The sequence below is a fragment of the Falsihalocynthiibacter arcticus genome, from assembly GCF_000812665.2.
GTDB lineage: Bacteria > Pseudomonadota > Alphaproteobacteria > Rhodobacterales > Rhodobacteraceae > Falsihalocynthiibacter > Falsihalocynthiibacter arcticus.
This window is the reverse complement of sequence record NZ_CP014327.1, coordinates 1,994,610-2,008,551: the sequence shown is the minus strand read 5'-3', so window position 1 is coordinate 2,008,551 and position 13,942 is coordinate 1,994,610. Positions and strand designations below refer to the sequence as shown.

General features: G+C 52.5%; 8 protein-coding genes. 7 read left to right on the top strand and 1 reads right to left on the bottom strand.

The features are described 5' to 3' along the window. Positions 1-11 precede the first annotated feature (11 nt). The 7 genes from RC74_RS09960 (at position 12) to RC74_RS09930 (ending at position 13,373) form a co-directional block, all read left to right on the top strand. On the top strand, positions 12-3,743 hold the full coding sequence (locus RC74_RS09960) for a DUF6079 family protein (RefSeq protein WP_218918124.1): 3,732 nt from the start codon (positions 12-14) through the stop codon (positions 3,741-3,743). A 40-nt stretch (positions 3,744-3,783) separates the two neighbouring features. Next, entirely contained in the window at positions 3,784-4,206 is a 423-nt protein-coding gene (locus tag RC74_RS09955; RefSeq protein ID WP_039004582.1) for a hypothetical protein, read from the top strand. Positions 4,207-4,241: 35 nt separating this feature from the next. Next, positions 4,242-7,010 carry a DNA methyltransferase gene (locus RC74_RS09950; protein ID WP_039004581.1) on the top strand — a complete coding sequence of 923 codons (2,769 nt, stop codon included), beginning with the start codon at positions 4,242-4,244 and terminating at the stop codon, positions 7,008-7,010. A 70-nt stretch (positions 7,011-7,080) separates the two neighbouring features. Continuing rightward, positions 7,081-7,857, top strand: coding sequence for a DNA/RNA nuclease SfsA (gene sfsA, locus RC74_RS09945; RefSeq protein ID WP_082802241.1), 777 nt, complete (start codon positions 7,081-7,083; stop codon positions 7,855-7,857). Continuing rightward, positions 7,854-10,667 carry a DEAD/DEAH box helicase gene (locus tag RC74_RS09940; protein WP_039004580.1) on the top strand — a complete coding sequence of 938 codons (2,814 nt, stop codon included), beginning with the start codon at positions 7,854-7,856 and terminating at the stop codon, positions 10,665-10,667. Before sfsA ends, RC74_RS09940 begins: the two co-directional genes overlap by 4 nt. Next, positions 10,664-12,649 carry a BREX-3 system phosphatase PglZ gene (gene pglZ / locus RC74_RS09935; protein ID WP_039004579.1) on the top strand — a complete coding sequence of 662 codons (1,986 nt, stop codon included), beginning with the start codon at positions 10,664-10,666 and terminating at the stop codon, positions 12,647-12,649. The genes RC74_RS09940 and pglZ overlap by 4 nt, the downstream gene beginning before the upstream one ends. Before the next feature lies 1 nt (position 12,650). Then, on the top strand, positions 12,651-13,373 hold the full coding sequence (locus tag RC74_RS09930; RefSeq protein WP_039004578.1) for a hypothetical protein: 723 nt from the start codon (positions 12,651-12,653) through the stop codon (positions 13,371-13,373). 162 nt (positions 13,374-13,535) lie between these two features. Here RC74_RS09930 and RC74_RS22140 read toward each other — a convergent pair whose 3' ends face one another. Beyond that, positions 13,536-13,733 (bottom strand): hypothetical protein, encoded by a 198-nt coding sequence (locus RC74_RS22140; protein WP_156477441.1) that lies wholly within the window; start codon positions 13,731-13,733, stop codon positions 13,536-13,538. Positions 13,734-13,942: the final 209 nt, after the last annotated feature.

Below are 13,942 nucleotides of genomic sequence, written 5' to 3'. Positions count from 1 at the left end.
GAAACCACGAGATGGCAATGCGCTACGGCGATCTCATTCAATTTGAGCCTATTGAGTCAGTTATTCAGCTTCTCGACGCCGATCGTCCAGATGAAGCCAAGAAATTGGTATCGACCTATGTCATCTCAGATGACATGGCGGAGCGGATCTCCAAGCTCATGATCCCCCAACTTTCGTTCGATGAAGCCGTCGATCACAAGGGCGTTCTGGTGGTTGGTAATTATGGCACCGGTAAGTCGCACTTAATGTCGGTGCTATCTCTCGTTGCCGAAGACGAGTCATATGTTCCGATGATCCACCATCCGCAAGTTGCTGAGGCGGCAAAGGCAATTGCAGGCCGGTTCAAGGTGCACCGGATCGAGATTTCGAGCCAGATGTCGTTGCGGGATATCATTACCCAACAGCTTGAGGTCTTCCTCGAGAAGCATGGCGTGAGTTACACGTTCCCGCCTGCTGACAAGGTCGTCAATAACAAGGCTGCTTTCGAGGAAATGATGTCGGCCTTTGCGGAAGTTCATCCTGACCAGGGCGTGCTCTTGGTGGTCGACGAATTCCTTGAGTTCTTGCGCTCGCGTAAGGATCACGAGCTGGTTCTCGACCTTTCATTCCTGAGAGAGATCGGGGAGGTGACCAAACATCTCCGGTTCCGGTTTGTTGCGGGCGTTCAGGAAGCGATTTTTGACAGCAGTCGCTTCCAGCATGTGGCAGACAGCCTGCGTCGCGTGAAAGACCGCTTCACGCAGGTTTTGCTCGCTCGACAAGACGTGAGCTTCGTTGTCGCTGAGCGCCTTCTGAAGAAGTCTTCTGATCAGCAAGACAAGATCCGTGCCTATCTTGGGCCATTTACAAAATTCTATGGCTCAATGAACGAGCGTATGGACGAATACGTGCGGTTGTTCCCGGTCCATCCTGACTACATCGGGACGTTTGAACGTCTGGTCTTCACAGAAAAGCGCGGCGCGTTGGTCACGCTGCGTGATCAAATCCAAGCCATCCTTGACGATGAAGTGCCGTTAGACCGGCCTGGGCTCATAGGTTTCGACAAGTTTTGGGATACTGTTGCAACGAATTCTGTCCTTCGTTCTGATCCGAACATCGGGCCGGTGCTCAAAGTATCCGAAGTATTGTCGGAGCGTGTGTCCAAAGCCTTCACGCGCCCGGCCTACAAGTCGATGGCGCTACGCATTATTGATGGCCTTTCTGTCCATCGACTGACAACGGGTGGCGACATCTATGTGCCCGTTGGCCCAACCGCTGCGGAACTGCGCGATACGTTGTGTCTGTTTCAGCCTGGCATTGAAGACATGGGCGGGGATCCATCTGATGACCTGCTGACAGCGGTCCAAACAACGCTGCGTGAAACTCTGAAGACTGTAAACGGCCAATTCATATCGAAAGCGCCGGACACGGAGCAATACTATCTCGATCTCAAGAAAGACGTCGATTACGACGCCCAAATTGAGAAGCGCGCAGAAGCATTGTCCGAAGATGCTCTCGATCGTGCCTACTATGGGGCCGTTCGCCAGCTCATGGAGCGGACGGATGATTCCAGCTACGTGACGGGGCACCAGATTTGGCAATACCAGATTGAGTGGCAGGAGCGCCGCGTAGAGCGCATCGGCTATCTGTTCTTTGGGGCTCCCAATGACAGACCGACCGCGCAACCGGAGCGGGATTTCTATCTATACTTCATTCAGCCGTTCGATCCGCCACGTTTCCGTGACGAACAGAAGGCCGACGAGGTGTTCTTCCGCCTGAAAGCCCCGGATGAAACGATCAAACGATTGCTCGGCTTCTACGCTGGGGCGCAGGAGCTCGCGTCTACCGCAAGTGGCGGTGCCAAAGGCGTGTACCTTGACCGCGTTCGCGACACGCTGCGCGAAATGAGCAAATGGCTGCAGGAAAAACAGCTCGAGGCTTTCGAGGTTACGTTTCAGGGCAAATCCAAAACACTCAGGGACTGGACCAAGGGCATTTCTCTTCGGGACAAAGCTCGCTTGGGGCCTGATGAGCGCATCAACTTCCGTGATGTTGTCAACGTGATCGCGGGCATCGCGTTGAGCAGCCGGTTCTCTGATGTTTCGCCCGAATACCCAACGTTCTCGGCGCTGGTTACCGAATCCAACAGAAAGCAACTGATCAGCAACGCCCTTCGTGCCCTCAGCGGCAGCACCCGAACAAAGGACGCTGTGATCGTTCTGGATGGACTGGAAATGCTCGACGGGGATCGTATCGATCCTGTCCAATCGCGATATGCGCAAGACGTTCTGGCCCGCCTAAAGGCCAAGGGACACGGACAAGTGCTCAATCGCAGCGAACTGCTGGTTGGCAATGCCGACATCGAACATTTTAGCCCAGACAAGTATCGGCTCGAAACTGATCTTTTGGTCGCGGTGCTCGGATCACTGGTCTATTCGGGCGACATCGTCTTGGCGATTACCGGCGACAAGATCGACTCCGGCAAAATCAGCCTGCTTGCTGACCGCTCACTTGAGGAGTTGAAACAGTTCAAGCACGTTGAAGCTCCTAAGGAAATCAACGTGGCTGTGCTGCGCTCGTTGTTCGAAATGCTAGAGCTACCGCCGGGACTTGCACAGCAGGCAACTCAGGGATCTGATGAACCCGTTAAGGCACTTCAGGAGGAGGTGAATAAGCTCACAAAGCGTGTTCTTGCGGCATCCACTGATATGGCAAACAGGCTCAGCTTCTGGGGGCAACCTCTTCTGCGCGACGAGGAAATCCGCGACTGGCGATCAAAGCTCGATGAGCTTAAAGCCTTCTCGGAAAGCCTCTCGCCTTACAACACTGTTGGCAAGTTGAAGAACCTGCGGATCGGGTCTGACGATATCACAGAGCAAAAGAAGAACCTTGAGGTTCTGAACTCTGTTGAGGGGCTTATCAGGCTGATCGGTGAACTCGGAAATACGGCAAGTTACCTTGGCCAGGCCGAGATGGTGCTTCCGTCGGACCACGCTTGGGTGAAGCAAGCCCAGGACACCCGCAAGAATGTCCTCGAATCCCTGTCCACGAGCCGCACCAGCCAGAATGGTTCTGAACACCGGCAGACCCTCAGCAAGCTCAAGAAAGACTATCTGACGGCTTACGTCAGCCTGCACAGCAAGGCACGTCTTGGGGTTTCTGAAGACAAGACCAAGAATGCACTGCGAAAGGACTCTCGCCTCGTTGAAATGCGGGCATTGGCGAATATCTCCTTGATGCCAACTAGCCAGCTTACAACGTTCGAAGAGAAGCTCGACAAGTTGAAAAGCTGCGCTTCGCTGGTCGACTCCGAGCTGTCGGCCAGCCCGGTCTGCCCGCACTGCAACTTCCGGCCCGCGAACGAGCAAGGAGACATGCTTCCTGCGGCCAACGTCCTCAAGCAATTGGATGACGAGCTTGATCAGTTGCTGGACGGGTGGGTGCAAACCCTTCTCGACAACCTCGAGGATCCGATCATCCAATCAAACTTCGAACTGCTTAAAGAGGGCTCGCGCAAGATCGTTACCGGCTTTGTCAAGACGAAGTCCCTGCCCGAACCTGTCACGCCCGAGTTTATCAGTGCTGTGCAAGAGGCCCTGTCCGGGCTCGATAAAGTTGTCGTCTCAGGCGACGATATCCGCCAAGCCTTGCTTCAAGGGGGCTCTCCAGCGACACCGGAAGATCTGCGCAAGCGGTTCGAGGCGTTCCTGACCGACCGCTGCAAGGGCAAGGATACGACCAAGCTGCGCTTTGTGGTCGAATGATCTACATGTTAATTCTCCTTTCCTACCACTGAGGTGTTCAATGACTATTAGTTCCGCACATAACCTTTGGCTCGAAGCTGGCGATATGTCTGGCGGGTCTCGCAATCAAATTGAGTTTTCTGACGACCTGATCCGTTTCTTTGACGCTGACTCATTGCAGTCAGGCAAAGTTTTCATCGCATATGACTCGAAAGTTAAAGCATATTGCCCTCTCGCAGATCGAGGGACTGAATACGGTCAGAGGGTAAATATCTGGAGGCTTGGCTTGATAACTGAAGACAAAGGTGGGCAAAAATACCCTGGAAGAGTTATCCATCTCGAAAAAAAGCTAATAGGAAAAAAATATGTGTACTTGATCAAGGTGCATGATTGCGCCTCTTCGGATCATCACTCTCTAATTTCAAAATCCACTTCTACCGGTTTGACCGGTGGAACATCTGGTCGCCGTTATGGTTACTGGTAATTTTCACAAACAGGTTTACTAGGAAAACAATCGTCATGCAGAACCTTTTTCAGTTAAATGAATCTGTGCAACCAGGCCCGGTTGAAGTGTTGGGGCGTCAGTTTTCAAGCGATCAAGAAAGACGAAAGTATTTTCTAGCGGAATTGCAGGTCTGGCTTAATGACGCTGAGTTCAGATCGTCTCCTGGATTCCCCAATGCGCGCGATGAGGATATTTTGGAGATGTCTGATCCGCCTTTCTATACCGCGTGTCCCAATCCTTGGCTGCGTGATTTTATTGAGCACGGGGCACATGATCAAGAATCAGGAAACGATTATCTTCGCCAGCCGATGGCTGTAGATGTGTCGGTTGGGAAGTCTGATCCGTTATACCAGGCTCACACGTATCATACAAAAGTGCCACATTTAGCAATCGTACCTTCGATACTTCATTATACAAACCCAAACGATATCATTTTGGATGCCTTTTCAGGATCAGGTATGACCGGCATCGCGGCGCAGTGGTGCGGTTGCCCGAGTTCAGAATTCAAGCAGTCGCTTGAAGCGGATTGGAAGAAGCAGGGGCTGAAGGCTCCTGAATGGGGTTCTAGGCGGGTTTTGCTGTCTGATTTGTCACCGGCGGCCACATTTATTTCATCGAATAACAATATTCCTTTCGATGTTCATGATTTCCTCGATCGGTCGAAAGAAATTTTCGAAAAGCTAAGTTTAGATATCGGCTGGATGTACGAAACTCTGCATTCAGATGGACAGTCGATTGGTCAAATAGAGTTTACAATTTGGAGCGAATTATTCTCCTGTGAGGCATGTTCTGGTGAGATCGTTTTCACTGAAGCGGCAATGGATGAAGGCAAGTCTCGAGCCGATAAGAAACTTGAGTGCCCACATTGCGGCGCTCTCGCGAAAAAAGAGACGCTGGATCTCGCTTTCGAGGCCTTCGTTGATCCAGCTAGTGGCCAATTAAACACCAAACCAAAAAGAGTTCCAACGCTCATAAGTTACAAAGTTGGCAAGCAAGTTTACACAAAAAAACCGGACAGCGATGATTTTGAAAAGATCCGGAAAATTGCAGAAATGCCGTTGCCGCCAGAAATGCCATTAGCATCGTTGCCCGATTGCCAAATGATTAGGGTTGGAAGGATGAAGACTACCAACACAACTGCAATCCATCACATGTTTTTGCCCCGCGCTGCACAGACTTTGACATATCTTTGGCGTGAAGCCGAAGCTTGTAGAGATAAACGTACTCGACTTGCTCTGCGATATTATGTTGAACAAGCAATTTGGACAATGTCGGTACTTAATAGATATCAGCCGCAAGGTTTCAAGCAGGTTAATAAATATTTGCCTGGCGTATTTTACGTTCCATCTCAGATATGTGAGAACTCACCGACTTATTCAATCGGTGCACGCTCTGATAGGATCGCACGTGTTTTTTCCAAATTCACACCAAGGTCTGGCAACGCGATTGTCTCAACTGGAGATGCGTCAAATTTAGCGATTCCAGATGAATCAATCGACTACATTTTTACTGATCCACCTTTTGGTGAAAACATTTACTATGCCGACCTGAACTTTTTAATCGAGTCTTGGCATCGAGTAACAACTAACGCTGGTCCAGAGGCTATTATAGATCGGGTCAGAAACAAGGGAGTTGTCGAGTACCAACACCTTATGCATTCCTGCTTCTCCGAGTATCATCGTGTTCTAAAATCAGGCCGTTGGATAACGATTGTTTTCTCAAACAGTAAGGCAGCTGTTTGGAATGCAATTCAGGTTGCCCTTCAGCAGGTAGGTTTCGTCGTGGCTGAAGTTACGGCTCTTGACAAAAAACTGGGGAGTTTTCAGCAAGTGACTTCGCCGAATGTTGTAAAGCAGGATCTTGTAATTTCGGCTTATAAACCTGACGGCGAACTGGAGAAGCGGTTGGTCCAACGTGGTGCAGCACCAGAGTCGGCATGGGATTTTGTCCAGACCCACCTTCGGCAACTTTCCGTTATTAAGTCCAAAAACGGTCTTCTAGAATTTGTATTGGAACGAGATCCGCGACGCGTCTATGACCGAATGGTTGCATGGTTTGTGCGCCACGACGTTCCTGTGCCTCTGTCAACCGAGGAATTTCTTGATGGGCTTCGCAACCGCTTTCCGCAACGGGATGGTATGGTATTTCTTTCTGATCAGATCCCTGAATACGACAAAAAGCGCGCGCAGGCTGCCCAAGCACCCCAGATGGAATTGTTCGTCTCTGATGAACGATCGGCGATCGACTGGCTAACAGACTTCCTACGTAAGCGCCCATCGAGCTATCAAGAGGTGCACCCAGAATTCACGACCCAAGTTGGGGCTGGCTGGAAGAAGCATGAGGCAAAGCCCGAACTATCTCATCTGCTTGACGACAATTTCTTACGTTTCGACAGCAACGGCGAAGTGCCGAGTCAGATCCACAGCTATCTGTCGACTAATTTCAAAGACCTCCGTGGTCTGGAGAAGGAAGATCCGCGCCTGAAGGCGAAGGCAAAGGACCGCTGGTTCGTTCCCGATCCGAACAAGGCGAAGGATCTCGAACAAAAGCGTGAGCGGTCGCTACTGAAGGAGTTCGAAACCTACAAGTCGGCGACCAAACGTCAGCTGAAAGAGTCCCGTCTCGAGGTACTCAGAACAGGGTTCAGAACGGCGTGGGCAGTGAAAGACTACAAGACGATAATCGGCATAGCCGAGAAGCTGCCAGATCAGACGCTGCAGGAAGATGAAAAGCTGCTGCTTTGGTACGATCAAGCGCTAACTCGCATGGAGGCCAATGATTGACGCATGTAGATAGCGGACACGACATCGGTGAACGGTGCTGGCATGAGCGACATGCCGTGTGGTCGAATGAATGAGTTCCAATACGGTCTTTATGGCATTTCCCCAGCCGCAACATAACGCAACCTTTTTGCGGAGGACGCAGCGATTTCTCGCGTTAATGGAGTTGGCAGACGGCACCCAAGAGCTTGTCTATTGCGCAAACTCCGGCGCAATGGCCAGTGACTTCAGTTGTAGGTCGCGTGCGCTTATTTGGGAGAGTGGGGACTTAAAACGAAAGAGGCGTTTCACTTGGCGGGCAATTGAGACCAATGGGCTTTGGGTTGGGACAGACACTCACCTTTCCAATCGGATTGTGGAAGAAGCTCTAAGGTTGCGGTTGATCCCGATTCTTAAAGAATATTGCATTGTTTTCCGCGAACATGTCATCGAGCCAGGTGTTCGGGTGGATTTTATCATATCAGGCCCAACTGGTGAATGCCTCGTAGAAGTAAAAAGTTCTAATGTCGTGGAGAATGGCGTGGCTCGCTATCCTGACTCCCCAACGCCTAGAGGCGTAAAACAGCTTAAATCTCTCACGCGCAAGGCTTCTGCTGGGCATCGTGCAGTCCTGCTATTTCTCGTGCAACGCAACGACGCTCGAAGTTTTGAGGTGAGCGCATCGCGTGATCCTGCTTATTATCAAGCTTTCGAGGCTGCAATTGCAGCAGGCGTTGAAGTGATCGTCTTGGGCGTTTCGGTCCACCCTGAGGGCTTTGGAAAGCCAAAAATTCTGCCGTACAATACAAAAGTAGATGACGTCATAGAACTACACTATAATTCGCTAATCCGCTTGGAGAAAAATACATGAAAGATGCGGACAGCGGGCAAGGCATTGGCACATGGTGCTGGCATAAGCGACATGCCGCGCCCTGCCGTGTCGTGGACCGGGAGGAGATATGGGGCGAGACTTCATATCGGGTTTGGCTGCCGGGCAAAGACGCAGTCGTCCGTGCCCGGTCGCGTGATCTAGGACCACTCGATGCTGTTCGGCCGACGGTCGACCAGATTTTGCATACTGCCGCTGCGGCAAAGCTCTTGGATGCGCTTGAGGACAACCTGCTTCTGGCACCAATCCAATCGAGCGTCGTGCCACTGCCGCACCAGCTTTACGCACTGAACCGCGCCATGAGCCGGGACCGGATCCGCTATCTGCTGGCGGATGAAGTCGGGCTTGGCAAGACCATCGAGGCCGGGCTGATCCTGCGCGAGCTCAAGCTTCGCGGTATGGCGAAGCGGATCCTTGTCGTGGCACCCAAAGGGTTGGTGCGGCAATGGCAGGCCGAAATGCGCCTTCACTTTGGTGAGAATTTCCAATTCATCGAGCCGTCCGAGTTTTCCGCATATCGGCAATTTCGCGATGATGAGGAAAATCTTTGGCGGCTGCACGATCAGGCGATTTGTTCGCTGGATTCGGTGAAGCCGCTTGAAGGTCGGCGTGGCTGGAGTGCGGAGCAGCTGAGCACCTATAACCGTGAACGCTTCGAAGACCTTATTTCAGCATCTTGGGACCTCGTGATCATCGACGAGGCGCACCGAATGGGTGGGAGCACTGATCAGGTCGCGCGATATAAGTTAGGCGCGGCACTTGCTGAAGCGGCCCCATACCTCTTGCTTCTCTCGGCAACGCCACACCAAGGGAAAACCGACCAGTTCCACCGCTTGATGCAACTTCTCGACCGTGACTCCTTTCCGGATGAAAATAGCATCTCCAGTGATCGTGTGCGTCCGTTTGTCGTCCGAACCGAAAAACGATTGGCAATTGATGCCGAAGGTAAACCTTTGTTCAAGCCCCGGGTGACACGTACACAAGCAGTTGCATGGCTGGATCGCCACAGCGCGCAGCAAGGCTTGTACGAAGCAGTCACTGAATACGTTCGTCACGGCTACAATCAGGCCATGGCATCGAAGCAAAGACACATCGGCTTTCTGATGATCCTGATGCAGCGGTTGGTGACATCTAGCACTGCGGCCATCCGTGCAACCTTGGAAAGGCGGCTTCTTGCTCTGGATGATGATCACCGTCAATTGCAGCTGTTTTCTACGGAAGGTGTCGGAGATTGGCATGAGCTGACGGGTGATGATCAGATTGATGTCGCCGTGGCATTTGAAGCTTTGGGCGATGAGCGAAAAGACGTAGAGGCACTCCTATTTCTCGCGCAAGAAACCGAGGCACAGGGAACTGATGCCAAAGCCGAAGCGCTCTTGGAACAGATCTACAAGATCCAGCAGGAAGAAAACGATCCTGAACTGAAGGTCTTGGTCTTCACCGAGTTCGTTCCAACACAAGCTATGCTCGCGGAATTCCTCGAAAGCAGGGGCTTCTCGGTCACGACGCTCAATGGGAGTATGGATCTGGAAGCACGTGGCCGGGCTCAGCGGGCATTTTCAGGGGACGTACGTATTCTGGTCTCCACGGACGCTGGCGGCGAAGGGCTCAACCTCCAATTCTGCCATATCATCGTCAACTTCGACATGCCGTGGAACCCTATGCGGGTCGAGCAACGCATTGGCCGCGTGGATCGTATAGGTCAGCCTCATATTGTGCGGGCAATTAATTTCGTGCTCGAAGACACGGTCGAGCATCGCGTTCGAGAAGTCCTCGAAGCCAAACTTGCGATAATCGCCGAAGAGTTTGGCGTGGATAAAGTTGCTGATGTGATGGATTCGGTCGAGTCGGAGCCTCTCTTCGATGAGCTTTTCGTTCAGGGGCTTCAAGATCCTGCTTCGATCGAAACCGAATGCGATGCAGTCCTGACTCAGCTTCGAACCACACTGACGGAAAGCCGGAAGAGTAGCGATCTTTTAGCTGACGGGCACGATCTGGATGCGGATGACGCGCGAAAGTGGCGCGACCATCCTGCTCAGTTCTGGCTTGAGCGCGCAATTACAACTGGACTGCCAGCTCGTGGAGGAGAAGCTACAAGAGAAGGTGATGCCTGGCGGATACGTTGGGCCGATGGCAGCGAGTCAGCCACCGTATGCTTTGACGCGCGAACCGCAGCAGATCGACCTGAAATCGAATGGGTGACGCTTGAAGACCCTCGGGCACAAGCGTTGATTGCGGATCTGCCTCGATGCATCTCTGGTCAGCCTGTACCTGCCGTGCGCATAGTTGGACTTCCTGAGAGCGTCAGAGGTGTCTGGTCACTTTGGGAAATCAGCCTAGCCGCTGACGATTTCAGCCGTCGCCGCTTCCTATCCGTGTTCGTCAATGACGAGGGTCGTGCATTCCAACCCACAGCAAAGCGCATTTGGGACCTCCTTCTCACGGAACAAGTCGAACAGATCGAAACCGATGCAACACAAGACTCACACGACTGGTTTAGGCGGTCGAAATCCGCTGCCATCGCTCAAGGTGAACGCGTGTTCTCTGATCTTGTGACAGAGCACAAGACAAGAATTGAGGAAGAGCGCGGACGCGCGCTCTACGCTTTTGAAGCTCGCCACCAAGCAATAGGAAGGGTTGGGCTTCAAACTGTTCGTGATTATCGCAGGAAACGTCTCCAGAGCGAGCATGAGGCGCGGATGGCGCAACTAGAGGCAGCGGCATCCTATTCGCCAGATCTGCATGCACTTCTCGTTTTGCGCGTTGGCGAGTTAGCGGATGGTGAGAAATGAGTGTTTGGACCGACCGCATCCTGCAGGAGTTTCCTGCCGATCTTTCACGCTTCTGGATCGCTCTTGATCCGGATGGCCTCCTTTTGGATGAACGCATCTTGCACGGCCTTCGTGAACGCGGATTTGAAGTCCTGCCCTTCGAAGACCCTGTTTCTTTCAGGACTGAGTATGAAGAGCGCTACCGGGCAGCATGGGATACTGGCAGGGAAGGAACGGCAAAGGCGCTGATCTTGCAACTTCGCGGCACAGACCTCAACTCACTCCCCTGGGACTACATCAAATCAGCCCGCACGCTTAATCTGAGCCTGGCTGATCTTTTCCCCAAGCTGAGCTATGGTGTTGTCCGGAAAATCGACTCCGAACACCATGATGCCTTGTTTCAAGCTTGCAAAAAGCATGCGGCACAGCCTCTTGGGGAGGGGGCGACCAAAGATTTCATCCTTACCCATATTTTTAGGCTCAGCCCTTATTTACTGAGCAGGCCAGAGGATTTTTGGCGCGAAGTTCTACGGCTCCACTATCGTGGTACAGGGCTACCCGAACTTCTCGCACAACATGTTGCAGCAGTCTTAAGGGATACGCCTCTTAATGCCTTGCCAATTGATGAACTACTTAAGTCCAAAGCCTTTATGGTTCGCACAGTTCAGGATGCGTGGTCCCGCTTCATTGTGCGGTATGGCGTCGAGACACCGAGCAGCGAGGGAAAGCCAGCTGAAAGCAATACGCCCATAGTACCATTCGATCACCCAGATGTGCGGGTCATCATTGACACCATGTTCCTCGAGGGTACCCTTCAGCCCATAGAGGCACATATCCAACCTGACGATCTGCCCGATTGGATAAGAGTGGGGCTGATCGATGACCCCCAGGCACTTACCCACTTGGTGTCAGAAGGCGCGAAACGGATCGCAACAGATCTGCCTTCGACCGGCGCTTCGCATCGAGACTGGGTGGAAGCGGCCCGTCGTCTGGCTGAGCTTTTATATCGCTTTAATGAGCTGAAAGCTGCGGATGCAGACGGCCTGCAACGGCAGGTCCAAACGTTGCAGAAGGAAGCCGACGTACGCCTAAAGGGTTGGGTATTTCAGCACTTCGCGGATTTGCCTTCTCTGCCAGTCGCGAAGGCACCCGTGATGGTACATCATGTGCCGCGTTATCTCGCCATGCGCCGTGACTCTGGGGAAGAGCGCATCGCCCTTTTAGTGTTTGACGGTCTTGCGCTAGACCAGTGGGTCCAAATTAGGGAGGACTTGTCGGCCAGGTCCCCCGAGTTTTCCGCTGAGGAAGGTGGCTGTTTCGCCTGGTTGCCAACGCTGACATCTATCTCTCGTCAGGCGCTTTTTTCTGGACTTAAACCGCGAGAATTCCAGAAATCGATGGCCACGACTGCTCAAGAGCCTTCACTCTGGACAAAGTTCTGGCAAGAGAACGGGCTTCGAAAGACCGAAGTCATCTTTCAGAAAGGGCTCAAGCGATCCGAACAACTGGAGGCGCTAGAGGAGGCTCTCTCGAAGCCAACGACAAAAGTGGCCGGTCTGGTAGTAGACATGATCGATGAAATCGTCCACGGAGCAATGCTCGGCAAACGCGGGATCACAGGCCAAATTCGCGAATGGTGCGATACCGGCTTCATCGAAAAGCTGTTTCTCATGCTCAGTAAGCACGGGTATCATATCTATCTGACTGCTGACCACGGCAACGTTGATGCTGAGGGCATTGGACGGCTCAGCCAGGGTGTTGTATCCGAATTGAAGGGTGAGCGAGTCAGAGCCTATCGAAGCGAAGACCTTGCCTCATCTGTTCCGCCCGGGATTGATGCATTTCAGTTCGGCGGACCTGGGCTTCCGACCGACTTCCTGCCGCTATATGCAAGTGGACGAGGCGCGTTTGTGCCCAAAGGAAACAAGATTGTTGCTCACGGAGGGATGGCGTTAGAGGAACTGATTGTGCCGTTCGTGAAGATTAAAATGAAGAAAGAATAACATGAGACCGACAGCACCTCAGATTGGATTTGACCGCTTTATTCGACTCGACTGGGCGAGAAAAGCGATGGAAGTCAGAGCGGGTCTCGCCGAGACCGACGAACTTGAAGCCATGTTGGATGAAGCGCATTCAGGACTAGCTGCCAAAAAGAAAACCAAAACTGTACTGAACCGACTTTGGCTTGAGCCGCGGAAAGAAGTTGAGCCGTTTGCGCAAGGAGCCGTTGAACTTTTTCAATCAGTGCCGTCCACGTCGCCAGCCGCTCTCACATGGGGGATGGCAATCGTGACCTATCCCTTCTTCGCAAAAGTGGCTGAAATCGTCGGGCGATTGACCTCACTTCAAGGCGACTGCACCACGGCTGAGGTGCATCGTCGGATGGCCGAAATCTACGGAGAACGTGAAGGGACAAGAAGGATGACCAACATGGTCCTTCAATCTCAAATCGATTGGGAAACCCTCGATCGCAGTGACAACGGCAAGACACTCACCCGAAAGAAAATCGTCGCTCTGGAAACACCGGATCTGGTGCGTTGGATGACCAAGGCTGTGCTAAAATCTGTTGGGCGTCCTGTCGGGATCGGGACATTGGAGGCGCAACCGGTGATTTATCCATTTGGACTTGGCGAGAACCTTGGCTTTGTCCTGTCTTCCGCACCAGACGTCGACTTACGCGCGGATAGCACTGGAAGCCAAATTGTTTCTTTGATCACAGAACAGTAGAAGCAGCGATGATTGCGATAGCAATCATACTAAATGAAAAATCGATTTCATTGAATCGTCAGCATTTCTCCAAACTGGAACTGCCCGCGCAGACATAATGTGGCGGCTTCAGGCATTCAATATAGGCTTCGCCGAGGCGGGCAACCCGCCCCGGCAAATCAGTCATTCGGCGACCGTATCTTCGTCGCGTCGCGGGAAGGCGACCATTTCGACATCTGGGAACATGCTGTGTTTGACGTTGATCGACGTAATGTTGCCTGTGTCATCGGTGTTGACGAAGAGGACGCCGCAGCGGTCCCAGAAGTTCTTGCCGTCTTTTTCGCCGGATTTGACGTTCAGTTTCAGAGTTTGAGTAGCCATTGTTTGATCCTCACTTTGAGTGTTTCGATGAACATGACCAAGGCGGGCACCAAGGGGATGTCAGCGGGAAAATTGCCTCGCGAGGAATGCGCTGGCGCAGGGGAATTTTCCTGTTGAAGCGGTGCGCGCACCGCGTCTTGCACGGCTGCCCGCTTATGTTCAGCAGTCAGAAACATGACATTGAGGATCCGGCTTTGGCTGCAGCAGAC